Origin of the sequence: Methylobacterium brachiatum, assembly GCF_020523825.1 — a bacterium.
In the GTDB taxonomy this organism is placed as follows: Bacteria; Pseudomonadota; Alphaproteobacteria; order Rhizobiales; family Beijerinckiaceae; genus Methylobacterium; species Methylobacterium brachiatum.
The window spans coordinates 137,441-162,258 of sequence record NZ_JAJALK010000013.1 but is presented as its reverse complement, the minus strand read 5'-3'; the positions used below and the strand labels follow the sequence as shown (position 1 = coordinate 162,258).

Sequence of the window (24,818 nt, the reverse complement as noted above, 5' to 3'; positions counted from 1 at the left end):
CCGCAGCCTCGCTCACCTGATCCGCAATCTGATCGGCCACATCGGACATCTCAACCCTATGGTGCGGCGCAGAGGCGAGGGGGGAAACATGGGGGCCGGCCTCGCGCAGCATGGGCTCGCTTCCTGGAACGGGTGTGACGAGAAGATAGTTAATGACTCATTAATAGCCTTTTCTAACGAATTATCGACCCTGTTACAAGCTGCGCTATACCGGTAATCACAGTCTAACTTGCGTTCATATTATGCGGCTATGCAATGTAGCGAACGGGATTAGCGGCGGCATTGGCGGAAACGGCGGGGGGACGATGCTGTCATGGGCTGCAGGTTGGTATGTGTCGGTCTAGTGTCCGTATAGGCATGAGCCGGTTGAGAGCACCGCTTCCTTTGGTGCGGCGCACGCGAAGCGGACTTCCAGGGTCCGGTTTACCGCCCCTCGCTGGCCCAGACCTCGGGGGCGGCTGATGCTCAGCTTGCATGCGGGCTCGAGCGCCGGCGGCCGCGGCCGACGCGCCGCCTCGCTGAAAACTACGCACCCGCCTGAGGAGACGATGCCGGTGGTCGGCCGTGTCATCCGCGCCCGGCCAGACAGTTCTTCGTCGGGTCAGGCGTTTCGCGACGTGCGGTCGGTCCGTGCGGCGCGTGACCGGGCGCCATCCCTGCGGATCAAGCCGGCAGCGGGCCGCGCCGATGGTCGGGCCAGCCGTAAAGACGGCCTGACCGAGCGCCCCGGACCAGTGCCGATGGGCGAACCGCGACTTTGCTCTGTATAGGCGTGTCGACAAATCGAATTGTGCGGGTCGGGAGAGACGTGATGGCGGTTCTGGTGACGGGCGGGGCGGGGTATATCGGCAGCCACATGGTTCTGGCGCTGCTGGACGCGGGCCACGAGGAGATCGTGGTCCTCGATGACCTGTCCACCGGGTTCGACTGGGCCGTGCCCGAGGGCGTCAAGCTCGTGGTCGGCGACGTCGCCGACCAGGCGCTGGTCACCCAGACCATCCTCCAGCACCGGATCGACGCGCTCGCCCATTTCGCCGCCCGGATCGTCGTGCCGGACTCGGTCGCCGACCCGCTCGGCTACTACTTGGCCAACACCGTCAAGACCCGCGCCCTGATCGAGGCCGCCACCCGCGCGGGCGTGCGCCACGTGATCTTCTCCTCGACGGCCGCCGTCTACGGCGAGCCCGAGGTGGTGCCGGTGCCCGAGGACCTGCCGCTCAACCCGATCAACCCCTACGGCCGCTCCAAGCTGATGAGCGAGTGGATGATCGCCGACGCGGCGGCGGCCCACGGCTTCACGTACGTGGTGCTGCGCTACTTCAACGTCGCCGGCGCCGATCCGGCCGGGCGCTCGGGGCAGTCGACCCCGGACGCCACGCACCTGATCAAGGTGGCGACCCAGGCCGCGCTCGGGCGGCGGGCGCGGCTCGACGTCTACGGCACGGATTACCCGACGCCGGACGGCTCGTGCCTGCGCGACTACATCCAGGTCTCGGACCTGGCGGAGGCGCACCGGGTGGCGCTGGACCACCTGCGCGGGGGCGGCGAGAGCCTGACGCTGAACTGCGGCTACGGCCGGGGCTACTCGGTTCTGGAGGTGATCGAGGTGGTCAAGCGGATCTCGGGGCGGGATTTCGAGGTGCGGCTGTGCCCGCGCCGTCCGGGCGATCCGGCGCGGATCGTGGCCGAGGCCGGGCGGATCCGGTCGCGGCTCGGCTGGCAGCCCCGCCACGACGACCTCGACGCCATCGTCGCCCAGGCGCTCGCCTGGGAGGACAAGCTCAGTACGCGCAATCGGGTCTGAACGCCGCTAAAGCGTGCTAATACAGGCCACAAGACATGAATCCTGACAGAGGCCGGCTGAATGCGCGTTGCAATCGTACATTATTGGCTTGTGGGCATGCGCGGCGGTGAGAAAGTCGTTGAGGCGCTCTGCAAGATGTATCCGGAGGCCGATATCTTCACCCATGCCTATGCGCCGGATTCGATATCGCCGACCATAAAAGCCCATCGCATCCAGACGTCCTTCATCGGCCGGCTTCCGTTTTCGGCGACGCGCTACAAGTCCTATCTGCCGCTCATGCCCATGGCCCTCGAGCAGCTCGACCTGCGCGGGTACGATCTCGTGATCAGCAGCGAGTCCGGGCCGGCGAAGGGGATCATCCCGCCTTCGAACTCGACCCATATCTGCTATTGCCACTCGCCGATGCGGTACGTCTGGAACATGTTCCACGATTACCGCGAGCGGACGGGGTTCCTGAACCGGCTGCTGATGCCGCCGGCCGCGCATTACATCCGGAACTGGGACGCCATCTCGGCGAGCCGCGTCCATGAATTCGTGGCGAATTCCGCCACCGTGGCGCGCCGGATCGAGACCTATTACCGGCGCAGCGCCACCGTCATCTATCCCCCGGTCGATACCGATGCGTTCGGCGCCGTTCCCGAGCAGGAGATCGGCGATTACCATCTGATGGTCGGCGAGCTGGTGCGCTACAAGCGGCCGGAACTGGCCATCGAGGCGTTCAACCGCCTGCAGAAACCCCTGGTCGTGATAGGGGGCGGGGAAATGCTGCGGGAGTTGCGCGCCTTGGCCGGTCCGCATGTCACGATGCTCGGCCCCCAACCCTTCGCGGTGCTGAAACACCATTACGCCCGGTGTCAGGCGCTGATATTCCCCGGCGAGGAGGATTTCGGGATCGTGCCGGTGGAGGCCATGGCGAGCGGCCGGCCGGTGATCGCCTACGGGAAGGGCGGCGCCACGGAGACGGTGCAGGAGGGGCTGACCGGGACGTTCTTCCACGAGCAATCGGTGGAGGCGTTGATCGACGCGATCGAGCGGTGCAAGGCGATCGCGCCGAAACCCGCCGACCTGATCAGCCGAGCCTCCGAGTTCAGTGTCGAGCGTTTCACCGGCGCGATGACGCAGTTCATCGACGGTGTCCTCAACCGTGAGGATCACGGCCACCGTCCCGCGATGGCCGGTGGACAGCTGGATCTGTTACATTGAGTTTTAGCTGAGCGCCTTGTTTTAAAGCGAAAAGACCTTCGTTCGAAAGATTGATCTTGATGCCTGAGCCTATCGATACGGTCTATCCGATCATCCTGTGCGGCGGCACGGGGACGCGTCTGTGGCCGGCCTCGCGCGAGAGCATGCCCAAGCAATTCGCCCGCCTGGTCGATCCGCGGACCTCGACCTTCCAGGCGAGCCTCGAGCGCGTCGCGGAGGCGGGCGTGTTCGCCAAGCCCACCGTGATCGCCTCGGCCGAGGCCCGGTTCATCGTCGCCGAGCAATGCGGCCAGCTCGGGATCGCCGCCGACATCCTGCTGGAGCCGCAAGGGCGCGACAGCGCCGCCGCCGTGGCGGTGGCCGCGCTCCACGCCGCCGCGATCGATCCGCAGGCCGTGGTGCTGATCATGGCCGCCGACCACGTCGTGCCCGACACCAAGGCGTTCGTGGACGCCGTCAAGGCCGCCGCCGTGGGCGCGCGCGCCGGCTACACCATGACGCTGGGCATCGAGCCGACCCGCCCAGCCTCCGATTACGGCTATATCCGCCGCGGCGCCCCGATCCCCGAAGCCCCCGGCGCCGCCCAGGTGGAAAAGTTCGTCGAGAAGCCGGACCGGGCCGGCGCCGAGGCGCTGATCGCCGACGGCGCGCTGTGGAACTCGGGCTACTTCCTGTTCCGCGCCGACCTGATGCTGGCCGAGCTCGAAGCCTTCGTGCCGGACGTCCTCGACGCCGCCCGGTCCGCGCTGGACGCCGCCGTGACCGACCTCGACTTCGTCCGGCTCGACGGCGCCGCCTTCGCCAAGGCGCCCAAGATCTCGATCGACTACGCGGTGATGGAGCGCACCGCGCGCGCCGGCGTGCTGCCGGTGTCGTTCCCGTGGTCGGATGTCGGCACCTGGGACGCGGTCTGGCAGGTGCTGGACCACGATGCCGAGGGCAACGCGGTGCGCGGCCGGGTGTCTCTGGTCGAGACGAAGAACAGCCTGGTGCACAGCCAGGGCGGCGGCCTGACCGCGGTGGTCGGGCTGGAGGACGTGGTCGTGGTCTCGACCCCCGACGCGGTGCTGGTGGCGTCCAAGGCGCGCTCGGGCGAGGTCAAGCAGCTGGTCAACGCGCTGCGGGCCTCGGGCGAGCCGGAGGCGGACGCGCATCTGCGGATGTACCGGCCGTGGGGCTGGTACCAGCGGATCGACATCGGCGAGCGCTTCCAGGTGAAGCGGATCCAGGTGGTGCCGGGCGGGCGCCTGTCCTTACAGAAGCACTATCACCGGGCCGAGCACTGGGTGGTGGTGCGCGGCACCGCGGAGGTGACGGTGGATGACCGGGTGGTTCTGGTCCACGAGAACGAGGCGGTGTACCTGCCGATCGGCTCGATGCACCGGCTGAACAACCCGGGCAAGATCCCGCTGGAGCTGATCGAGGTCCAGGTCGGCTCCTACACCGGCGAGGACGACATCATCCGCGTCGAGGATATCTACGGACGTTGAGGCGCCCGGACGGCGCCTGCGACGCGATCGCCCCCGGGCGAGGCGGAACCTTGCGGCCTGCCGGGCGACTAACCCCCTGAGCGTGAACGCGCCGGCCCCCGTGGCCGGTCGCGGGGATCGCGGATGTGGGGAAGACCGATGAAGCACAAGCCGCTCAGCGAGCAGGTCGTGGTGATCACCGGCGCGTCGTCCGGCATCGGCCTCGCGACCGCCCGGATGGCGGCCGAGCGCGGGGCCCGGGTCGTGCTGGCCGCCCGCAGCGGCGAAGCCCTGGCGCGGATCCAGGCCGAGATCGAGGGCGTCGGCGGCAAGGCGCTCCACGTCGTGGCCGATGTCGGCAACCGCGCCGACGTCCAGGCGGTCGCCGACCAGGCGATCGCGACGTTCGGCGGCTTCGACACCTGGGTCAACGTCGCGGGGGCCTCGATCTACGGGCGCCTGCGCGAGATCAGCGACGAAGACCATCATCGCCTGATCCAGACCAACCTCTGGGGCACGATCTACGGGTCGCTGGTCGCCGTCGAGCACCTCCACAAGCAGGGCGGCGCGCTGATCAATGTCGGCAGCATCGCCTCCGACCTCGCCTTCCCGTTCCAGGGCATGTACGCGGCCTCGAAGCACGCGGTGAAAGGCTTCACCGACGCCCTGCGCATGGAGCTGATGGTCGAGGATGCACCGATCTCGGTGACGCTGGTCAAGCCGGCCTCGATCGACACGCCCCTGCCCCAGCGGGCCCGCAACTACATGGATCGCGAGCCGAGCCTGCCGCCGCCGATCTACCCGCCCGAGGAGGTCGCCAACGCGATCCTGCACGCGGCCGTGCACCCGCAGCGCGACATCTTCGTCGGCGGCGCCGGCAAGGCCTTCGTGGCCGGCAAGGAATTCGCCCCGGGCGCCTACGATTACATGGGTCCGGCGATCATCGCGATGCAGAAGCGCGGCATCCCGCCCCGCGACCCGACCGGAGCCCTGCACGCGCCGGTCCCCGCCGGCGCCACCCGCGGCGACCCGCCGGTCTACGTGATGCGCACCAGCGCCTACACGCGCGCGAGCCTTCATCCGCTCGCCACGGCGGCCGGGCTGGTCGGAGTCGGGACCGTGGCGGCCCTGGCGCTGCTCGGGACCGCTCCCGGCCGCAGGAAGCGCCTCTAATTGCCGGTCGCTGCGCATTCCCTCCCGGGGCCGGCCCGGCCGACCTCCGGGGAGCAGGCCGATCCCCGCATCGTCCCGCGCCGGTTCGTCCAGCTGCCTGACGAGCGGACGATCGCCTATGCGGAGACGGGTTCCGGCCCCGACCTCGTGGCGATCCACGGCACGCTGATGTGCCTGGAGGATCAGTGGCTCGGGCCGGTCCCGGCTCTGGCCGAGCATTTCCGGGTCGTCGCCGTCGATCGCCCGGGCCACGGGTTCAGCCTGCGGCCGCGGGGGCGCGGAGCCGATATCTGGGATCAGGCCACGCAGATCCGGGCAGCGGTCCGGGAGCTCGGCCTGGAACGGCCGGTCATCCTCGGCCACTCCTTCGGGGCGGCGATCGCCCTGGCCTACGGGATGCTCTACCCGGACGAGATCGCCGGGATCGTTTCCCTGGCACCGGTCTGCTTCCCGGAACTTCGCCTCGAGCACCTGCTGTTCGGGCCGCGGGCTTTGCCGCTCGGCGGCGATCTTCTGACCCGGATCCTGCATGCGTCGAGCGATCCGGCCCTGCTGCCGCTGCTCTGGAACGCGATGTTCCTGCCCCAGGCGATGCCGCAACAGTTCCGCCAGAACTTCCCGTTCGAGCTCGCCGGCCGGGCCGCCCAGATCACCGCCGAGGGCGAGGATGCCGGCTGGCTCTGGCCGGCCCTGACCCGCAGCGCCATGGGCTATTCCAGCCTCCGGGTGCCCACCCGCATCCTGTGCGGCGGCGCCGACATCGTGGTGAATTCCTACCTGCATGGCGTCGTCGCCGCCCGGTTGATCCCGGGCGCGAGTCTCGAGATGGTGGCGGGCGCCGGACACATGTTCCCGCATTCGCATCCCGAGGTCGTCGTAAGGGCGGCTCTGTCGCTCAGGAATTAGGTGTCCGAGCGCGGGCCGAGCAGCCAGCGCTCATCGATATCGGTGGCGTTGCGGTCGGCCAACGGTTGGGCCTCGTCACCCTCGGCGAAGATCACGACATCACCCGGCCCGACATCGCGGGTCGCGTAGAAATCCCAGCGGCGGTGGATCACCCGCGGGCCGCCGAAGATCCGGTAGGCGTTCCAGTAGCGGTCGTCCCGGAAGCCGACGTAATGGACCGACGGTGCGGACGACCCCTCACCCAAGCCAGAGGACCTTGCGCGCCTCGGCAAGCAGGACGGCGTGCTGCACGGCGGCCGGCCCCTCGTTCGGGATCGCGCTGCCCGCCTCGGCGATCAGCCGCCGGAACTTCTTGCGGTCGAGGCCGCGCCAGCTCTGGCTCGCGAGCACCGCCGCCAGCACGGTCTGGACCGCCTCCGTCCGATAATGGGCCTCCGCCAGCGCGAGCCGGGTGACGCCGGCCTGGGACGGGCGGTCGGCTGGGACGGCCCTCTCACGCGGCAGGCCCGGATCGGAGGCATCCTCGGGCATCAGGTTGATGTCCCAGCTGACATTCTCCCGAACGACCCGGGCCGGCGACCCATACGCCAACGCATTGGCCGGGATCACGCCGCTGACGATCGACTGGGCCCCGATGATCGAGCCGTCGCCGATATGCGCGCCCTTGAACACGCTGACATTGCGGCCGAGCCAGACCCGGTGGCCGACATGGATCGGTCGCGACGGGTTGATCCGGCGGCCGGATTCGAGGTCGATGATCGAATGAGCGTCGCTCACCCAGAAATTGACGCCCTCCGAGATCAGGCAATTGTGCCCGATCGTGATCGGCTTCGTCTCGTGGACGAAGATCTGGCCCTCGTTGGCGAAGGCGCTGTGATGGCCGATCAGCAGCTTCGAATGCGGGCACACGTAGATCTGCACCGAGGCCAGACGCACGCCGTGCCCGATATGCACGGTGGAGCTGGGGCCGCAGGTGAGCGACATCCGCTCGAACGCGTTGGCCCCATCCCCGATCAGGACGTGACTGCCATCGCCGTTGATGGTGATCGTCCCGTCCGAAGTGTCCAAAAAATCCTGCGCGATCTGGATCTTGTTATTGCCGTTGTTCAGCAGGCGCACAGGCACACGACATCTCCGGTGATCACTCTCGCCCCGGATATAGTGCCGGCGCGAAGCGGATCGACCGCGGTTGGTGAATCGTGCGGGAGACCGGGCCCCGGCCTGCTGGCGCGTGTCCGCTCGGCGTAAGCCGGGGACGGAGCCGCGCCGGTCTCCTTAGTCCGGATCAAGCCTAAGGCAGTGCCGCAAAGAGCGGATGATCTGCAGATCGGGCCGCCCTTTCGAGGATCCCGGAACCGAGCTGTATCGCCCTGGTGGGCGGTGAGGGACTCGAACCCCCGACCCTCTCCGTGTAAATGGGAAATCCCGAGTATTCAGGAGCGCTCGGGGTGCATCATAAGCGCCGAATTCGCTCCTGGACCTTCTCTGTGTTAGCGTCTCAGGGTTTCAGGAGGTTCCGAGAATTGCACCCCCACTGCACCCCGGATGCACCCCAGAATTCCACGGAGAGGGTCACGAATGGCACGCCGAGCCGCCGCCGATAACGTCCTCCGCATCACTCAAGCTGGGCTCGCACGTCTCGTTCTGGATCCGGGCCAGACGGATCGTGTGTGGTGGGATGCCGATCTTGCCGGGCTCGGGTATCGCCTCCGTGGCACGCGCGGGACATGGGTAGTGCGTCCGCCCCGGTTCGGTGGGAAGTCGGCCCTCATCACGCTTGGCGCCGCTGATGCCCTGAGCGTGATCGAGGCGCGCCGTCTCGCTCAGGCTCGAATCGGCATGGTCTCGAAGGGCGAAGATCCCCGAGCAGATCGCCGACGTGAGCGGAAGGCCCCGGCTCTAACCCTTGGAAAGGTTTTCGAGAGCTACACCGCCGCGAAGTCCAAGACGGAGGGTCGGAAGCCCAAGCTACGCGACTCCACGCTCGCCAACCTACGGACCCACGTCAACAAACACTTCGCCGACCTTCACGCCAAGGAAGTCGCCACGGTCACGCGGGCCGATGTCGCCAAGATGCTGCGCGACACGAGCGATAAATCCGGGGAGCAAGCCGCACTGCGCGCCCGCCGCACCCTGAGCACGATCTTCTCGTGGGCCATCGGCGAAGGCATGACCGAGACGAACCCCGTCATCGGAACGAACGCCCCGGCCGAGGATATCCGACGCGACCGGGTGCTGAGCCGGGATGAACTGATCGCGGTCTGGAATGCCTGCCCGCCTGATGGCGACTTCGGCCGAATCGTCCGCCTTCTCGTTTTGACCGGACAGCGCCGCGATGAAGTTGCCGGCATGCTGTGGTCTGAAGTTGATATCGACGCCGCTCTGTGGCGACTCCCGCCCGAGCGTACAAAGAACGGCAGGCCCCACGCCGTGCCGCTGAGCCCGGCCGCCCTCGCAATCTTGGAAGGGATGCCGCGCGTTGCCGAGCGAGACCACGCTTTCGGTTCGGGCGATGGCCCCTACCAAGGATTCAGCAAGGCGAAGGCCAGGCTCGACAAGGTGGTCAAGATCGCTCCCTGGCGGCTCCACGACCTGAGACGCACCACCGGCACCGGATTGGGCGAAATCGGCATCCTCCCCCACGTGATCGAACACGTCCTCAATCACGTGAGCGGATACCGGGCCGGCGTCGCGGGCATCTACCAGCGCCACAACTACGCGACCGAGATGCGCGAAGCCCTGATTCGATGGGCCGAACACGTCGCCCAGATCACCACGCCCTAGGGCAGGTTGTCGCAGGCAACGGGTGATTCGGTCTGATCCGTTTCGACCAATCGAAATGGCAAGTCCGATGTTTTGTCAGCATCGTCGGAGGTTTTGCTCAGTAAAAGTGCAGCTGTTTCGATTTATGCAAACTCAGATGCAGTACTAAAACGGTCTTGATCTTTCGGAACGTCGCGTAGATCTTCGTGGCGACGAAAGGATCGGCTACATGCCCTCTACTGCTTTTAGACCACTCCTGAATCCCCGCGACGCTGCGAAGGCGTTGTCGGTCTCGCCATCGACCTTGCGCCGACTCGTGGAGATGGGCCGCCTGCCGCCGCCCGTGCGTCTGTCGGAGCGCCGCATCGCGTTCCGTCCCGAAGACCTCGACGCTCTCTGCGACGCCAGCCGCGCCCCGAAGCGCTGAGCCCCACCAACGCCGATCACGCCTCTCTTCAAGGAATCATCATGACCAAGACCAAGACCGCCGCCCTGCCCGATCCCGGCACCGGTGAGCTGCACGATGACGACAAGCTTGTCATCGCGCGCTTTATCGCTGGTAATACTGATCATTCACCGTCGAGGTTGTTCGATGATCTGGTCGGAAAGATTGATGGACTGGCCGAGTTCCGCAACACCGTCGCCCCAGACCTCATCGACCAGCGTAACTACTTCCGGAAACTCCTGAGCTACGCGATTGAGATCGACGAGCCTCACGACGATGCTCGGAAGGCCCGAGAAGCCGAGCGCCGCGAACTGAAAGCCGCCGCCGCCCACTATACGCTCGATTCCGACATTCCCTTCTGAGCCTGAAATGAAAGAGGCCGGCTTGGGCGAAAACCCGAGCCGGCCAAGAGCCCGCACTCGCGATGCGGCCCCGTACACCAGCGCAGGGAACGCGCCGATGCCGATGAGTCTTACCACTATGCCCGCCGTGGCGCACCTTCGCCCGGCCTCCCCGACCATGACCACGAAGGAAGTCGCCGACCTCACGGGCAAGAAGAGTCACAATGTGATGCGGGACGTTCGCAGGATCGAAGCGGCGCTCGGAGGGGGTGGCCTCAAATCTGAGGCCACCTACTTGGATGAACAGGGAAAGGAGTTGCCCTGTTACACGCTCGACCGCAAGGCGATCATGGTCCTTGTCTCGGGCTACAGCATCCCCTTGCGCGCTTCGATTATCGACCGACTCGATGAGTTGGAGCGTGCCGCCGCCGCGCCCATGGTCCCGGTGGTTCCTCTCACCTATCCTGAGGCCCTGCGCCTCGCCGCCGACGCTTCCGAAGAGGCCGAGCGCCAACGTGCCTTGGCCGACGACCGTCAGCGGGTGATCGAAGCTCAGGCGCCTGCCGTAGCCGTGGTTGAGCGCATCCGGGCATCTGACGCCACCTTGTCCGTCACCGAAGCGGCGAAGATGCTCAAGGTTCAGACTAAGCCGCTGTTCACCTTCATGCAGGAGCGAGGTTGGATTTTCCGCAAGGGTGGTAGGGGACGCTGGCAGGGATCGTCCAAGATCCTCGCTCAAGGCTTGCTGGCGCACGACGGTTTCCCTGTCATGACCGCCACTGGTCCCGTTGAGGCTTACACGGTGAAGGTAACGCCCAAAGGCGTCGCGAGACTGGCCGCTCTGCTTGTCGGAGTACAGCTTGACCTTGGACTCGCTGCCGAGGGTGACTCCAATGCCGCGTGAAGCCGATCATCCCGACCACGGCGAAGAACTGTGCCGACTACTGTGCGACGCCCTCGATGGCGCCGGCACCGATCCCACCCGAGTCGCCCTGATGACCAAGCTGTTCATGCTCGACGCGGACGACGATCGGGATGCCGACCTTGCCCGGCTGCGTCAGTCCGGGCCGCTCGACGTGTTGTACAAGTCCTGATTTTCCTCCCGATTTATCTCGCTCGGATTTCATCGCTCTAGCGAGGCAGTTCTGCCGCCGATGTATTCGGTTCATCCATATAAACTGGATGAGGTAGGTTGACTTTTTCCGCGAATTGTGCCATAAAACGTATAAGATTCCTACTCACGCATCTGCCCAGCCCTCCGGCTAAATACCGGGGGGTTTTTTGCGTCTTTCCTCAGAAAGCCACCTACCCATGATCTCTGAAACGCTCCGGCTTCCGCCTGACGTTCGTGCCGCTTTGCGCGTACAGGCCAAGGCCCTTGGCCTCCGATACTCCGAACATCTCCGCAGTCAGCTTGTCGCCGTTTCTCGGAAGCCGATCGATATCCTGACCTCCACCCGAGAAGCCGTGACCCGATGAACCGCCAAGGCAACGACAAGCACAACCGCCCCCGCACCGAACTAAGGATCATGCTCGATCCTGTTGACTACGCCGATATCTGCTCGCTCGCCAAGGTTAGCGGTCTCGCGGCCAGTCAGTTCAGCCGACAAGTCTTGAAACGCTACCTCGCACGCATCCACGCGGCTGGCGAGACCAAGGAACAGAACACGTGACGAACCCAGACATTGCCGCGCTGAAGCGGGAGCTGGCCGAAGCCAAGGCTGAACTGGCCGCCACTCGACGCGCCCAGGCGATCACCGCCGCCATCGCCGGCCGCAAGTTCAAGAGCCCGGATGCCGTATCGGCCCTAGTCGAGAAGCAGGTCGCCTTCAACGAGAACGGGACCCTCGTCGCTGTCGATCAGGACGGTGTTTACCGCATCGGTCGGGCAGACGGCGCGTACATGTCCGTCAACGAACTGGTGGATGAAATCGAACGCTCCGGCGCCGAGACCGCCAAGACAGAGAACCGCACGACCCCGAAGCACAACCCGTTCATGGGGCCGCACAAGAACGTGACGGCTGCCATGCAGCTGTATCGCGACAACCCTGAACTGGCCCGGGAATACGCCCTGGAAGCTGGAATTAGACTGGACAACATTCGATGACTCAAGCTTCACCCACAATGACCAGCGGTTGGAAGGAGCGCCGCAACAAGGCCGACCGCACCGATTATCATGCTGAAGAGCGTGCCACCGTCCGCGCCATCCGCAACGCCGCCGCCGCAGAGAAGGCCGCCGCCGAACGTGTCGCCGTCGCTGCACGGGAAGCTGCTCTGGTCGCCGCTCGATGCGAGTGCCCCGTATGCCGGGATGGTCTCGTGACCCTCGATCTCGCCGAACGCGTCATCCGCGCATTGGCGAAGCTGCCGGCCGGCTCGCCCGTTGACCAGGACGTGCTTCAGACGCTCCGGGCTGCCATCGTGACCCACGCCGCCCCGACCGTCGATCCCGTCACCGACACGCGTGCGGCGATCACCCCCAAGGACGTGCCGATCATCGCGCAGAAGCTCCGCCGCCGGCCCTCGGCAGCCGAGATCTTCGCCGCTGGCGATGACGGCGTAGTGGACGGGCTGGACGACTGAGCGTGACGATCTTCTCCACGCTGGCGTACCTGCCCGAGACCATCATGCTCGGCCTCATCGTGGGACTGCACTTCCCCCCGTAGGATGCCAGGGCCGCCGATCCTCCCATGCCTCATTCACTGGAAGGGTGAACACACGCTCCAACCCGACCAACGAGATGGGAGTCGATGATCAGCGCCTCGCCGATATGCGGGGTGCCGGTCACCGGGAGGATCATAGGAGCATGGCGGCCCACAGCTTGGACGCCCCAACGATCTACCAGTTGGTAGGGTAACGTCCTGTCGCTCGATCGGCGTGCAGACGATCCGGAAGCGTGGAAATCCTGCCGTATCGAGACCTCCGATCGACAAAAAGGGAATTTAATTATTTTCGGATTGCTTCAAATCGAATTTGAGGCCGTCCGGACAAGCAAAAGCCCCGCATCCGGTTGGATACGAGGCTTGGCGCCGGCTGGGTTCCTATGAGGGGTTGCTGGCCGGTGCCCCTCTCTACCTCACGTGGACCTAGATCAGACCTCGATCAAGCCCACCGGGCCAACGCGGCTTCCGCTTCGACCGGATCGGCCTGCACGCGGTAGATTGTCTGCCGGGTCAATCCCGTCTCTCTCGCCACGGCAGCCACACCGGCACCCTGGCCGAGCATGCCAGAGATCACCGTGAGCTGGTCGCGCGTGTAGCTGGGCTTGCGGCCGCGGTAGGCGGTCTGCTCAGCCTTCGCTCTGGCATGGTCGATCCCGGCTCGCTGGGCTTCCCTAGTCGCCTCCAGCTCAGCTTCACCGGCCGCCGCCATGAAGGCGATCAGCGCATCCCGGATCGCCCGCTGCATCGGGTCTCTGGTGGCGCCGTCGAAGGTCATGTTGCTGATGATGGTCCGCACGATCACCCCGCGCTGCATCAACTCCCGCATGACGCCGGTCACGTCCTCATAGGACCGCCCGAGACGGTTGATCCAACGCACGACCAGAACGTCACCGGTGCGCAGCATGTCGTACAGCCGGCGCCCCTCGGGACGTTCGCGCAGAGGCTTGCGACCGCTCTCGCCATGGTCGGCCACGACAGCATCGAACACGAACCCAGCGGCCTCGGCTTGGGTCTGCTGGTGCGCCAGGGTCTGCTCAGCGGTGGACACTCGGGCGTACAGGATGGTGGACATGGGCTCGATCCGTCCGTTGAGATGGTGTACGCACATATGCATGTACGTTGACCACATGCAACCCTAACGGACAGGAAATCCGTACACTCCCACCGAGTCCGCACAGGCATGCCCTAATGGACGGCCGAAATATCGAAAAGGACCCCCAAGCCCACGTCATCTTCACCATTGGATGCGTCCACGGCTACTAGCGTCGCTCGGTGCATTGGACGAGGTCAGTAACTTGGAAGGCTTTATAGCTGCGTACCTCACCTGATCCCTAGTTCTCGGCCCCCACGCATAATTTATCCCACCATGCCCCCTAGTGAAGCCAACGTTAACCGGGCCGCCATCTGCAGCTTTCAACCCGTGGTACTGACCCCAGTAGCCATAAGGGTACCTGCCATGCGCTAGAGGTCCCTTAACTATCACTGCGACATGTCCATTTCCTGATGCTTCAAGACCTGCAATGACAAACTCGCCGTGTTCTGCGGCGTAAGCAGCATCTCGTCCCGACTGAATAACGCGCCATGGCTCGCTAGCATCCGAGATAATATTTCTGTATATTGAATTAGCATTTCCAACTACCAGAACTCCGAATTTACCTGCAACTGACTTAAGAAATCCAGAGCAGTCATTCGAAAAATTTTCAATCTCTTGATCGCATGTGCCGATTATCTGCTGAGACAACCCATCATCTGGCATATTATTTCTCCATAATACTTTCTTCTTACACTATAAAGCAGTTATAGAATCGCCTCAAGGCGAGCCTCGTACGTTGTGCCATACCTCAGCGGACGAGACATGGATCCTAGTTGGGACCAATAACCTAACGCATGGTCGGGCTGATCAATTCGGCAAGCAACCCCAAGATCATGGGTGTTCGTGCGGTGTTCGACCACGGCCACGGTCAGCACAGGCTCAGCGCGACGGCAATCAACGTGCCAGAATAATCGACCACCCCCCCTCTTTTTTATTAGACCCCCCACCCGGGGTAGCTGACACCAATATGCTGTATATCAATTTTCGCTCCGATTTACTTCTCATGAGCGCACAACGGAAAAACATTTAGGTCGGTTTCCAAATCGATCTCTGGTGTATCAAGTTTTTCGTTCGGATTTACCGGACCTAGCCCACCAATCCCGAAACAATCCGCACCGCATGCCGCGCCGATACTGAGCGCGAATGCAGCCGTGTGCCCAAACCACAGATGAAGACATGTCCGATAAAGTCGATATCAAAGTTAACCTCGACGTAGAGGTCAACGAGCTGGAGGAAGCCCGTGCCTTGCGCCGTGAGTTCGAGCTGATGGACCGGGAGCTTTCCCAGTTGGGTCGGGATCTCAAGGCGTTCGGCAACCCCATGGCGACAATCGGCCGGATGCGCGGCAAGATCGGCGCCGATGCCGTCCAGGCCGGACGAGAAGCGATCGGCATCGAAGGCGACGTGTATACCAACCTGCGCAAGCGCTTTGCTTTTGAAAAGCGAATGGCGGCCCAGCGCAAGGCACAGGACACCGACGCGGCACGACAGGTTCGGGACGACTCGAAGGAAACACAACGCGTCCTACGGGATCAGCTCGCCTTCAGCGCCCGCATGTCTCGCCAGCGCGCCCAGGCGGAAGCGGCGGCCGAAGCCGAAACAAGGCGTGAGATCTCGGCCACCGCCAAGATGAGGGATCGGGAAACCCGCAAGGCGATCTCGGATGCCAAGGCTCTAGAACGTGCTCGGACCCACGCGGCGTCACAGGCCCGTGCTGGTGCTGGTCAGATCCGATCGGGCGCCGGCCGCATCGCAGGAACCGCCGCCGCCACAGGCGCCGTCGCCGGTTACGGCCTGGAGCGTGCCGTCGAGCGGGGCGTGAGCACCCGAGCCGATATCGACGAACAGGAAACGAACCTCAAGATCTTCAGCGACACGGACGATGGCAAAGGCGGTCGCCGAAAAATCACCGACGCCGACATTCGCAAGCTTCGCCGTGGGCCTGCCGGTCTCGATCAGCTCGCCATCGGCACCGGCAACACCGTCGCGGATACCCTGCGCGCCTACAGCGAGTCATCCAAGGCCGGGTTGATCGACCCGATAGCGCAGACCCGCAACATCCTGAAGGCAGGATCTGCGCTAGAGCTGGATACCAGTAAGACCACCAAGCTCACCGGCACGCTAGCGCGCAATCTCGGCAGCAAGGCGACGCCAGACCGCATGTTTTCAATACTGAACGCCATTGGCGTCGGTGCGCGAGAAGATCCGACACAGAGTGACGAAATTGTCGAAGGCCTGAATAGATCTCAGGGCCTACTTTCAATGTCTAAGGGCTTTACCCCTGAGGACTTGGTGGCGATGGTCTCCGGAGGGCAGAGCGTTGGCGTGCAACCGGGCAAGGCCGGAACCTCGATCACAGCGCTTGCCAGCTCAATCCTCCAGGGTGGCAACAAATTTGTTGATCCGAAGAAGCGGAAGGAACTGAATTTCGCAGCCAAGAACCTAGGTTTTGGTTCTGCCAAGAATATGGCAGCCCAATTCGCAGGGGAGAACGGCAAGGCTGTATACTATCAAATCATGAAGGGCCTTCAGGGTATGGCCCCACAACTTCGTCAGCAAGTCGCAGATGCCTTGAGCGGCGGGCAATGGTCCGACGAAGATTTGCAAATCGTCCAGGGTATCGACGGCCAGATTAATACCGACCGTGAAATCCACGATCCGAAAAACGCAAACTTCATCAATGAGGCCAGCGCCGAGAAGATGAAGAGCTGGAAGATGCTCTGGCAGCAGTATCAAACTATCTTTTCACTGTTCTGTGAAAGTTTTGGCAAAGGGTTTGATGGCGTTCTTCGTGAGATCAATGGGTTTTTCCGCGATCTGCACTCAAAGTTCAACTATGACCAAGTCTCGCAATACGTTCGTGACGCTCTGGACGGCCTAAGACAAGGGCTCGGCTTTGAAAATTGGAAGCAAGCCCTGGAGGCCATTTTCCCTTCCAACATAGGGGGCCTCGGCAGGCGGATCGGCGAATTCAGCAAGGGCTTCGCATCCGGCATCCGCCAGATCGCCGGCGCAGTATCGTCAGTCGCCACCGTCTTTACAGGGTCTGGTGCCAGCGCTGAAACGGTCGGTCGGTTGGCAGGGCAGTTCCTGTCTCTCGGGGTGGCCTGCGTCGCGCTCGCCCCGGTCATGGGCGTCATCGGCGGCGTAGCAAGCCTTGTCCTCGGTATCGTCGGCATCGCCCGTGCGGCTGCCGGTGTGTTGGGAATAGGTGCGGCTGCCGCTGGTGCAGGGGGCGGTGCTGTTGCTGGCGCCCTGGCCGGCGTCGCAAAGCTGATGAGTGGCGGGTTCATCCTCGGGCTGGCCGGGGCCATCGGCTCGATGCGCGGTCCGATCTCGACGCTAATCTTGGACGCCGTTCGACCTATGGTCCAGGCGCTCTGGGACGGCCTGAAATCGGCATTCTCTCTGGAAGGGCTGAAGGCCGGCGGCAAGGCGCTGCTGAACGAGGTGATCCCCGCGCCGCTCCAGCGGTGGTTGGATGGTGACACGCCCAAGCCAACGGAGGGCACCACCGGATGGGTCGATCCCCCGACCAGGGCCAAGCCCGCAGAACAGGCCCCGGCCGAAAAGCTGAAATCGGAGCAGGAGAAGCAGACTCAGATCCTGGAGGACTCCCTCAAGGTACAGAGGGAGGCCCTGCGAAACGATAAGTCGCAAGCTCTGGCCGACAGCGCCAAGAAATCCCCTGCCAGCGCGATCACCAGTTCCATCAATGATTCCGCACGACAGGCATCATCGTCTGTCATGTCGGGAACGGTCGGCAACGTCGGCGGTGGCGGATCATCGGGCGGACCACTTGCCGATACCGGGATGCGCCGTAACGGGATCATCGGCGGTGGCGGTGCTCCCACGAACGCACAGGGTGCCGGCGGATCGGACACCGCATCTCCCGACCAGAAAAGCGGGGGAAGTAGATCTTGGAGAAACAACAACCCTGGCAATATTGAGTTCGGACCATTCGCTAAGTCTATGGGCGCTATCGGCTCAGACGGTCGCTTCGCCAAGTTCCCATCATACGAGGCCGGACGTAAAGCTCAAGAAAAGCTCTTGTTCGAGTCCAAGGGCTACAAAGATCTTACCCTTAGCGGCGCAATACGTCGTTGGGCGCCCGCCTCCGAAAATAATGTTCCAGCTTATCTAAAAGCCATGGGCGGCGATCCCGGCAAGAGAATGTCGGAATACTCCCCGGAGCAACGCGGTCGACTCCTCGACGCTATGCAGCAACACGAGGGCTGGAAGGTCGGCACGGTACGCGGCGGTGGTGGTGGTGGTGGCGGCAACGTTGCTGGATCGGCGACGCCCGGTTCTGCGGCCGGCGCCGTCGATACGATGTCTCGGTTCCTCGGCCAGAACGAATACCGGGACCGGGGCACTCTGTCGAAGTTCGTCGGCCACGACGTGGCGGGAAGCGTGAACGCGTGGTGCGCCCGCATGGTCAACGCCTCCCTGGCCTCTGTCGGGATCAGGGGCACCGGCAGCCCGGTCGCCAACTCCTACCAGAAGTGGGGAATTGGTGTTGACCCTAAGGACGTAGCGAAAGGCGACGTTCTGCTCGACACGCACGGGAAGGGCTACAACCAAACCGGTGGCCACGTCGGCATGTCGACCGGTCAGACCCGCGTCGATCCCCGCACCGGGAAGCTCCAGTTGGAGCGCATCGCGGGCAACCAGTCCGACAACGTGGCCAAGACGTGGGTGGACGCCGATCGTTTGATGGTCCGCCGCGCCCAGGAGTCCATTGCGCAGTCAAAGGCGCTGGCCCAGGACGCCGCACGATCAAAGACCCCGACCATCGGTGGCCAGTCTGCCGGCGCCGGGGTTGGCAGCTCAGGTTCTCCGGCTGGTCTCGGTCAGCTTGACGTGGCGCCGCCGAGGAGTGGCGGTCTCGGACAGTCCACCCCTCTAAGGGTCGGTGGAGGTGGTGCGGCTGGTGCTGGCGGCGGCGGCCGAGTGGGTCACACGATCAATGCGCCGATCAGCATATCCGGGCACAATCAGTCCCCGGAGGAACTTGCCAACACCGTCCAGCGCAAGCTCCAAGACTCCATGAACCGGCGAACCCACGATTATGATGGTTTCGCCTAACGCATAACTATCATGCATCCAGGACATGGCAATGTGATCTGGATGCAGCACCATACGCTCAGGTCATGTCTGAACGGTCAGTGCCCTATAGGGATGTTCCTGACGCCTAGCTCAATGAAATTATAGGCACAAGCTATCGATCGCGCTCAACACGATAAGCCTGTCTTGTTGGACAGGGCGGAACATAAGTGGTACAGGGCCTGTCGTTCGATTAATCGAATCGAACCGGCGCAATGCCCCTAACTGCGATCAGGGTACGCCGTCCGTAAAATCAGGTCAACGGAAAAATCCGTGGCCATCAGCCGCCCAAAAGGGGCACCCGGTCGCCGTCTCACTGAGCAGAGCTGACGGACGACCGGGCTGAGTCGTTGTATGCTTAAGAAACTTAGCACATGCTATATTGGTGCGCAAGGCTTCTGGGAAGATCCGGAGGCGAAGCGCGATATCCCTATGATGTTCCGGTGGGCAATGCCGGGATGCTTCCGCGATTACCGGGACCTGCCCTGGACCGGCAACGGCGACCGTGACCACGCCGTCGCGTCTATCCTGGCGGAAGCCATGTCGGTGGCCGGCACCGAGCAGCGTATCAGCGTTTCCCTGCGCAAAGAGTGGTACGTGAGGCGCAGCGGGATTGTCGGCCGGGGCTACACCTATCAACACGTTCGCGGCGCCCTGGAGAGCCTGCACGCAGCCGGATGGATCCATGTCCTGAAGGGCGTGGCGATGGAAGGCGGTTCGGGCATCCAGACGACGTTCTGGCCGACTCAGAAGCTGGTCGATCTGATCGGAGTCGAAGTCGCCCTGGTGTACGGCTTGCGCGACCCTATCGTGATGCGCGGCAGTGACGGGCAGATGATGCCGGTCCCGGATACGCGCGAGCTGGAGCGCAGGCGCCGCCATATCGAACGGCTGAACGAGGCCATGCGCGGTATAGTAGTCTCGCTCGACGCGCCGGACGTGGCCTGGACTCAGAACGCGCCGATGATGATCGACGGCCGGGTCTACGATCCGCGCCGGGATCAGGCACACGCGGTCTACAACATGACCACCCGCGCGGGCGGGAGACTGTACGGTCTGCCGTATCAGACGTTGTCTAATCGCCAGAAGGGCCGCCGGGCACAGCTCAGGATCGACGGCGCTCCCGTGGAGGAACCGGATTTCTCCGGGTGCCATCCGCGGCTGCTCTACCACCTGAGCGGCCTCGACTTCGACGGGGATCTGTACGCGGTCGCGCACCCGACCTTCGGCCGAACCGAGGCGAAGCTCGCGACCCAGATCCTGATCAACGCCAGCGGCGAGCGGTCGGGCCTGCTCGCGTTCTGCTACCGGCTCGCCACCCAGGCGGCCGGGGCGCAATTCGAGACCACCCAGATCCGCATGACCCAGGCCGAGGTCGACGCCATCGCCAAGGGGCATATGGCCGGCGCGAAGGCCTTATTCGAGGCGCTGAAGGCCAAGCACGCCCCCATCGGCAAGAGTCTGTTCACCGGGGCCGGCATCCGCCTCCAGTGGGAGGAGTCGATGATCATGACGGCGGCGGCCATGGCGTGCCTGGATAAGGGCGTCGCCACCCTGCCAATGCACGACTCGTCGATCACCAAGGCCGGGTCTGACGCCTCCCTGATGCGCGGTGCGATGCATGACGCCTACCTCCAGCGGGCCGGCAAAGCCCCCCTGATCGGAGGCCACTGAGGATCGGATGAGGCGTCGAAAACGGCCGGAAAACGGGTCCGGTCCGCGGCGCCTCATGTCGTTGTTTCCATTTATGATTTTTCCGGTTTGGTTCCACAGGTACTAGAAGGGGGGGGCCCCTTCTCTTCTCCCTTCCCTATCTCTTCTTCTCTTCCGGACCTCAGAGTTAGCCTTTGCTATACCTCTAGACTTGGCCATCGGGTTTCCTGACCTCATGACCTTCGCCTCGATCAGCTCTTGGCCCTCACCTCGGCTCAGTCTCACCTCTGGTCGGGTCGGCTCTGACCTCGACCACGGGTCTGTCGTGTCCGGTAGGGCTCCGAGACCGGCGGATTTCCTGATAATCAAGCAATATCAGTGACATAGTGGTATAATGGCCCCTACAGATCTAGGGGGCATGCCTCATGACCGACGCCGCCGACGTTTCGTCCACCTCACCGACCGGCCGGGATCTCGACCGTGCCCGCCGTGCCGCTCGTGCTCGTGCCCGCCGCGCTGCCAAGGGTGCCACGCCCCGGTCGCAGTCGTTCAAGGCGCAGCTCGACCAGATGGGGGTAAAGCCCTCGACCCACTACGCCCAACAACGTCGCCGTCGTCTCAAGCGTCTCGCTGATGATCAGACCGCCAATCCGGGGATGCACACGAATTCGTACCCCGAGATGCACACTAGTTCGTACCCCGAGGCGCACACGGTTTCGTACCCTGCACACGAATTCGTACCCGAGACCGCACCGACCACGGCTCCCGAGACCGTCCGGCTCTACTCGGATCTTTGGGGTGGTTGGGTTCCTGTCCCGCCGATCCGCACCCCGGCTGCCGCATCCGTCCAGCATGACCACGGCGTGTCCCGTGCGGACGCTCTGATCGCTGCCGTCGCCAATCTCCCTGGCGGGGATGACCCCGCTTTCCGTGCCTGCCTACGCCGCCTTGTCGAGGCCGCTGAGGCTCGCTGATCACCCGACCAAGAGGAAAACCATCATGACCACCGCTCCCCTACCCAGGCGGAAGTACGAGACGCGCCGACGCGGTTTTAAGAGCCGTCTCGACCCGAAGCATAAGACGATCGACACGAGTCAGTGGCTCCGGCCTACTTGGGTTCCGGCGCCGATCACCATGCCGACCCTGCCGGACCGGGGAATCACCGACCAGTGGCTTGGTCTCGATCCCAACGGGGCCGCCAGGGCCGAAGCCTTCCTATCCGCTGCGGTCGGGAAATGGCTCCGGGACGACGCTAAGGCTCGACAGGCTGCCCGGCTGGCCGCCTGATGCCGCACGACGCCTATGTGGCGGATTGGCAAATATTGCGGGAGCTGACCCGGATCATCGCCCGGTCCCCGCGCCGATCACCGGAAGCCGCAGTTTCGGGGGGAATCCCCCGAGAAATCCGACCACTAGACCAACCGGTAGCGCTCTCCGAACCGACCCCCGTCGACTCAGACCGTCGTGCTCACATGGGCGCCGACGATCACCATAATGCGGAAGCTTGACCGTGGTTCCCGGTGAATATGCTTTTCGCCTGAGAACCCGCTGTGCCGCCGATCAGGCGCTCGACAGCACAGCGGGGAACCAGCGTAGCTGAGGGATAAAGCTCGCCGGCCTTCGCTAGATAGCGCCTAATTAAATTGCGCTCAACCGGTCTGATTGCGGATGACCCGCATCGGCTGCCCCATTCACCCGCATGGTCGGGAATCCCCTAACTGATCCAACCCACGAATCGACCTATGACCTCGACACCCTTTGCCGCCCGCCCCTCCCGCACCGTTGGCGTTGTCCTCGATGACCTCACCCTCGATGCCGTCGATCTCATCCGCCTCGCCGATCCGTCTGAGCCCTCACGCTCAAAGGTACTGCGGGATTTGATCCAGTTCGCCCTAGCGATGGTCCTTGACCCCGCCGCAGCCGACGCGTTCGTGGCTGAGCATATCGGCCAGGACGACGATCACGCCACGACACCGCTTAAAGATGCCGTGCCAGCCGGCCGAGCCTAAGCAAAACGTCGGTATCACCGCCCTTATCCCGATTCTCAGATCCTGCCGGGTGCCGCGGGGCCAATGGTGCGTGCCACGTATGTTTTGCCTGAGCCGCCGCCGGCCGTGATCCATACTTGACCCTGATCAAGTTAGAACCCGCCGCCGACGGTTGGCCTATTCCTTGGCCGGGCCTTCTCTGTGCCTTCGGCGCTCTCGGATCTGCCGCAAGACCACCACGCAGGCTGAGACTACGCTGGCCGCCCGAGCGAGGTACGTCGTCACGCTGTCCAGATCCATCGGTCACCCCTCAGCCCATTCGATAAGGGTATCGTGACCGTGAACTCGCTAATGCCGGCTAAACCCGTTCATCATTTTTTAACCGCGCTCTGATCCCGCCCGCCGATCACTCGGATGCTGTCGGCACGAACCGGACCTTTCGCGTCCTGCTTTGTTCGGACGCTGGCGCGAACCGCACCGTGCGCGTCCTGCCATGCTCTGGGGCCGACGCGACCATCTCCTTAGTGTTCGCCACTGCTCGATCGCTCCTCCGGTCTAACCACCGCTGTTGAAGCGCTCGACGCGGTGATGCTGATCGCCCCGACCGACACGCTCGATGGAGTGGATCAGGGCATTCTGCGAGAACCGCGCCTGACGGCCATGCCGCCGGCCCGTTGGCGGGTTGCTGCCGCCTGAAATGCGGGAAATTCCCGTCTCTCGGATCGTGAGCTTTCGGGGGCATCCCCCCCCGAGAAATCGACCCTGTAGGCCAGCCGGTAACGTCCCCTGAATCGACCTTCGCCGAACCGGACTATCGTCGCTCACATAGGCGCCAATGATCCAAAACGCGTAAGCTTGGCCGTGGTTCCCAATCCACTGTCTGCAAATCTGACGGTGACAAATCTGTCACTACGGGATCTCCCCGCACAGCCCCGCCAAGCCTCCAATTCGACCCGCGACGGCGACGACTTGTTTCCGGCACCCCGAACCACCGGCCGAGACCACGAACGCCGCCAGCGGCCCGCTTATGCGCTCTCAGGGCACTACCAATAGAAATGGTAGTGGAACGCCCGCACCGGCCGCCCCCATTCACCCCCTGGATCGACAACACCGCCGGATCCGCAACCCTCACCGAATCCGATGCCCCTCCCCCTAAGTGCCCGTGCATCCCGGCAATGCTCTGTGATCCTCACCAACGACGATCTCGATGTCCTCGACAATCTCAGTGCCATGTTGGGCGTGTCGCGATCCGAGCTAATGCGCACGTTCATCCGCATGGGCACCGACCTCATGACCGATCCGATCACCGCTTTGCCGGCGCTTCTGGAAGGCTTGGAGAAGAACCTCGCGACGATAGCCAGTCTCGATGACGACGTCGCGTGACCGGCGATCCCGTCTAGGACGACCCTGTTTCTTCAGACGAATCCCCACGCCCTAAGTTATCCTGTTCCTTCCTCGAGCGGCGCTGAGCCTCACTTTAAGCCATGGCTCACGTTTCGATCACACGATATCACCCCATCTTCAAATTCGTACCTGCGGGGGCATATCGAAGGTGGCATTCACGCTTGATATAAATGGACCGCCTTATCAGATGGATCGCCTTGTCACAGACGATGCATCGTCCGTTTTAAGTCCTATCGGATATGACACCGAAGCCAAGCGTATCTATTTGGTCATTGTATCCCTATACAATTGGCAGGAGTTTGGCTGCTCCTTGATATCCCGTCGTGTCGACACAGGAGAAGAAGCCGAGTTTACTAGCGGACTTGCAACCAAATCCTTCCTGACGGGAACGGATCGCGCAGCCGTGTTGGACGTTATCCTCGCAGCCACGGATAATCTGATATGCTGGACCCAGCCTCATACCTTCAAGCGCATCACGAGCGACGCCAACCTGACAGCCGCAGCGATTGCGAAGCACGAGGCCATCGGCCGGGTCTTCACTCGGAACGGCTATCGCGTGATCGCGGAACAGGGCTTCCATGGCCAAAGGGTCTGGCGAGTTTCACGCTCTTGATTGTTGCAATTGGAGCGAGTAGAATGATCGACATTATGAAGGCGAATGTTGAAGCAGAGGCTCGCCGCAAGGCTCTTGTTGCCAGTGCTGACGCAAGGCGTCGCGCTGCCTCCAGTCGCATTCGAACCTCGGCCCCGTACAATGACCTCATGGCCAAGTATGAGGCTCAAATGGCCTCAAAGCTCGCGCATGAG

21 protein-coding genes are annotated in these 24,818 nt (G+C 63.5%); 18 read left to right on the top strand and 3 right to left on the bottom strand.

Annotated elements, in window-relative coordinates; translation table 11 throughout:
- Nucleotides 1-811: 811 nt before the first annotated feature.
- The 5 genes from galE (at nucleotide 812) to LGR69_RS24290 (ending at nucleotide 6,555) form a co-directional block, all read left to right on the top strand.
- On the top strand, nucleotides 812-1,804 hold the full coding sequence (gene galE / locus LGR69_RS24310; RefSeq protein WP_230367616.1) for a UDP-glucose 4-epimerase GalE: 993 nt from the start codon (nucleotides 812-814) through the stop codon (nucleotides 1,802-1,804).
- Nucleotides 1,805-1,864: 60 nt separating this feature from the next.
- Entirely contained in the window at nucleotides 1,865-3,007 is a 1,143-nt protein-coding gene (locus LGR69_RS24305; protein ID WP_091865654.1) for a glycosyltransferase, read from the top strand.
- Between the two features lie 59 nt (nucleotides 3,008-3,066).
- The gene (locus LGR69_RS24300) at nucleotides 3,067-4,497 is read left to right on the top strand and encodes a mannose-1-phosphate guanylyltransferase/mannose-6-phosphate isomerase (protein ID WP_230367615.1); all 1,431 of its coding nucleotides are present in this window, start codon (nucleotides 3,067-3,069) and stop codon (nucleotides 4,495-4,497) included.
- Nucleotides 4,498-4,635: 138 nt separating this feature from the next.
- The gene (locus LGR69_RS24295) at nucleotides 4,636-5,649 is read left to right on the top strand and encodes an SDR family oxidoreductase (RefSeq protein ID WP_230367614.1); all 1,014 of its coding nucleotides are present in this window, start codon (nucleotides 4,636-4,638) and stop codon (nucleotides 5,647-5,649) included.
- Entirely contained in the window at nucleotides 5,650-6,555 is a 906-nt protein-coding gene (locus LGR69_RS24290) for an alpha/beta fold hydrolase (RefSeq protein WP_230367613.1), read from the top strand. It begins immediately after the preceding gene.
- Here LGR69_RS24290 and LGR69_RS24285 read toward each other — a convergent pair.
- Entirely contained in the window at nucleotides 6,552-6,800 is a 249-nt protein-coding gene (locus tag LGR69_RS24285; RefSeq protein WP_230367612.1) for a hypothetical protein, read from the bottom strand. The two genes, LGR69_RS24290 and LGR69_RS24285, sit on opposite strands and share 4 nt — an antisense overlap.
- Complete coding sequence (locus LGR69_RS24280) at nucleotides 6,793-7,680, bottom strand: acyltransferase (protein ID WP_230367611.1); 888 nt, start codon at nucleotides 7,678-7,680, stop codon at nucleotides 6,793-6,795. The genes LGR69_RS24285 and LGR69_RS24280 overlap by 8 nt, the downstream gene beginning before the upstream one ends.
- A gap of 453 nt (nucleotides 7,681-8,133) precedes the next feature.
- On the opposite strand from LGR69_RS24280, the gene LGR69_RS24275 reads away from it, so the two are divergent.
- The 8 genes from LGR69_RS24275 to LGR69_RS24245 all read left to right on the top strand — a co-directional run bounded on the left by LGR69_RS24275 (nucleotide 8,134) and on the right by LGR69_RS24245 (nucleotide 12,687).
- Complete coding sequence (locus LGR69_RS24275) at nucleotides 8,134-9,339, top strand: tyrosine-type recombinase/integrase (RefSeq protein WP_230367610.1); 1,206 nt, start codon at nucleotides 8,134-8,136, stop codon at nucleotides 9,337-9,339.
- A 208-nt stretch (nucleotides 9,340-9,547) separates the two neighbouring features.
- Nucleotides 9,548-9,745 (top strand): helix-turn-helix transcriptional regulator, encoded by a 198-nt coding sequence (locus LGR69_RS32230; RefSeq protein ID WP_307355617.1) that lies wholly within the window; start codon nucleotides 9,548-9,550, stop codon nucleotides 9,743-9,745.
- 41 nt (nucleotides 9,746-9,786) lie between these two features.
- Nucleotides 9,787-10,125 carry a hypothetical protein gene (locus LGR69_RS24270; RefSeq protein WP_230367609.1) on the top strand — a complete coding sequence of 113 codons (339 nt, stop codon included), beginning with the start codon at nucleotides 9,787-9,789 and terminating at the stop codon, nucleotides 10,123-10,125.
- A 157-nt stretch (nucleotides 10,126-10,282) separates the two neighbouring features.
- Nucleotides 10,283-11,008: a Rha family transcriptional regulator gene (locus LGR69_RS24265; RefSeq protein WP_230367608.1), complete on the top strand. Its 726-nt coding sequence runs from the start codon at nucleotides 10,283-10,285 to the stop codon at nucleotides 11,006-11,008.
- A complete protein-coding gene (locus tag LGR69_RS24260; RefSeq protein WP_230367607.1) occupies nucleotides 10,998-11,198 on the top strand; it encodes a hypothetical protein in 201 nt (66 codons plus the stop codon). The genes LGR69_RS24265 and LGR69_RS24260 overlap by 11 nt, the downstream gene beginning before the upstream one ends.
- A gap of 381 nt (nucleotides 11,199-11,579) precedes the next feature.
- Nucleotides 11,580-11,777: a hypothetical protein gene (locus tag LGR69_RS24255; RefSeq protein ID WP_230367606.1), complete on the top strand. Its 198-nt coding sequence runs from the start codon at nucleotides 11,580-11,582 to the stop codon at nucleotides 11,775-11,777.
- Nucleotides 11,774-12,211 (top strand): hypothetical protein, encoded by a 438-nt coding sequence (locus LGR69_RS24250; protein WP_230367605.1) that lies wholly within the window; start codon nucleotides 11,774-11,776, stop codon nucleotides 12,209-12,211. The genes LGR69_RS24255 and LGR69_RS24250 overlap by 4 nt, the downstream gene beginning before the upstream one ends.
- A gap of 17 nt (nucleotides 12,212-12,228) precedes the next feature.
- Complete coding sequence (locus LGR69_RS24245) at nucleotides 12,229-12,687, top strand: hypothetical protein (protein WP_230367604.1); 459 nt, start codon at nucleotides 12,229-12,231, stop codon at nucleotides 12,685-12,687.
- Nucleotides 12,688-13,206: 519 nt separating this feature from the next.
- On the opposite strand, the gene LGR69_RS24240 is transcribed toward LGR69_RS24245, so the two are convergent.
- The gene (locus LGR69_RS24240; protein ID WP_230367603.1) at nucleotides 13,207-13,839 is read right to left on the bottom strand and encodes a recombinase family protein; all 633 of its coding nucleotides are present in this window, start codon (nucleotides 13,837-13,839) and stop codon (nucleotides 13,207-13,209) included.
- A gap of 1,197 nt (nucleotides 13,840-15,036) precedes the next feature.
- On the opposite strand from LGR69_RS24240, the gene LGR69_RS24235 reads away from it, so the two are divergent.
- From LGR69_RS24235 to LGR69_RS24215, 5 genes are all read left to right on the top strand, one after another.
- Complete coding sequence (locus LGR69_RS24235) at nucleotides 15,037-18,948, top strand: hypothetical protein (protein WP_230367602.1); 3,912 nt, start codon at nucleotides 15,037-15,039, stop codon at nucleotides 18,946-18,948.
- A gap of 372 nt (nucleotides 18,949-19,320) precedes the next feature.
- A complete protein-coding gene (locus LGR69_RS24230; protein ID WP_230367601.1) occupies nucleotides 19,321-20,640 on the top strand; it encodes a hypothetical protein in 1,320 nt (439 codons plus the stop codon).
- Nucleotides 20,641-22,361: 1,721 nt separating this feature from the next.
- Nucleotides 22,362-22,628, top strand: coding sequence for a hypothetical protein (locus LGR69_RS24225; RefSeq protein WP_230367600.1), 267 nt, complete (start codon nucleotides 22,362-22,364; stop codon nucleotides 22,626-22,628).
- 1,161 nt (nucleotides 22,629-23,789) lie between these two features.
- Nucleotides 23,790-23,990, top strand: coding sequence for a ribbon-helix-helix protein, CopG family (locus tag LGR69_RS24220; protein ID WP_230367599.1), 201 nt, complete (start codon nucleotides 23,790-23,792; stop codon nucleotides 23,988-23,990).
- Between the two features lie 208 nt (nucleotides 23,991-24,198).
- Nucleotides 24,199-24,624 (top strand): hypothetical protein, encoded by a 426-nt coding sequence (locus LGR69_RS24215; RefSeq protein WP_230367598.1) that lies wholly within the window; start codon nucleotides 24,199-24,201, stop codon nucleotides 24,622-24,624.
- The last annotated feature ends 194 nt before the right edge of the window (nucleotides 24,625-24,818 follow it).

Excerpts from the sequence above, each read along its gene's own strand:
- LGR69_RS32230 (WP_307355617.1), top strand. The coding sequence starts at position 9,548 with ATGCCCTCTACTGCTTTTAGACCACTCCTGAATCCCCGCGACGCTGCG.
- LGR69_RS24245 (WP_230367604.1), top strand. The coding sequence starts at position 12,229 with ATGACCAGCGGTTGGAAGGAGCGCCGCAACAAGGCCGACCGCACCGAT.
- LGR69_RS24235 (WP_230367602.1), top strand. The coding sequence starts at position 15,037 with ATGTCCGATAAAGTCGATATCAAAGTTAACCTCGACGTAGAGGTCAAC.
- galE (WP_230367616.1), top strand. The coding sequence starts at position 812 with ATGGCGGTTCTGGTGACGGGCGGGGCGGGGTATATCGGCAGCCACATG.
- LGR69_RS24275 (WP_230367610.1), top strand. The coding sequence starts at position 8,134 with ATGGCACGCCGAGCCGCCGCCGATAACGTCCTCCGCATCACTCAAGCT.
- LGR69_RS24240 (WP_230367603.1), bottom strand. The coding sequence starts at position 13,839 with ATGTCCACCATCCTGTACGCCCGAGTGTCCACCGCTGAGCAGACCCTG.
- LGR69_RS24300 (WP_230367615.1), top strand. The coding sequence starts at position 3,067 with ATGCCTGAGCCTATCGATACGGTCTATCCGATCATCCTGTGCGGCGGC.
- LGR69_RS24270 (WP_230367609.1), top strand. The coding sequence starts at position 9,787 with ATGACCAAGACCAAGACCGCCGCCCTGCCCGATCCCGGCACCGGTGAG.
- LGR69_RS24230 (WP_230367601.1), top strand. The coding sequence starts at position 19,321 with ATGCTTAAGAAACTTAGCACATGCTATATTGGTGCGCAAGGCTTCTGG.
- LGR69_RS24265 (WP_230367608.1), top strand. The coding sequence starts at position 10,283 with ATGACCACGAAGGAAGTCGCCGACCTCACGGGCAAGAAGAGTCACAAT.
- LGR69_RS24305 (WP_091865654.1), top strand. The coding sequence starts at position 1,865 with ATGCGCGTTGCAATCGTACATTATTGGCTTGTGGGCATGCGCGGCGGT.
- LGR69_RS24260 (WP_230367607.1), top strand. The coding sequence starts at position 10,998 with ATGCCGCGTGAAGCCGATCATCCCGACCACGGCGAAGAACTGTGCCGA.
- LGR69_RS24295 (WP_230367614.1), top strand. The coding sequence starts at position 4,636 with ATGAAGCACAAGCCGCTCAGCGAGCAGGTCGTGGTGATCACCGGCGCG.
- LGR69_RS24225 (WP_230367600.1), top strand. The coding sequence starts at position 22,362 with ATGACCTCGACACCCTTTGCCGCCCGCCCCTCCCGCACCGTTGGCGTT.
- LGR69_RS24255 (WP_230367606.1), top strand. The coding sequence starts at position 11,580 with ATGAACCGCCAAGGCAACGACAAGCACAACCGCCCCCGCACCGAACTA.
- LGR69_RS24215 (WP_230367598.1), top strand. The coding sequence starts at position 24,199 with ATGGATCGCCTTGTCACAGACGATGCATCGTCCGTTTTAAGTCCTATC.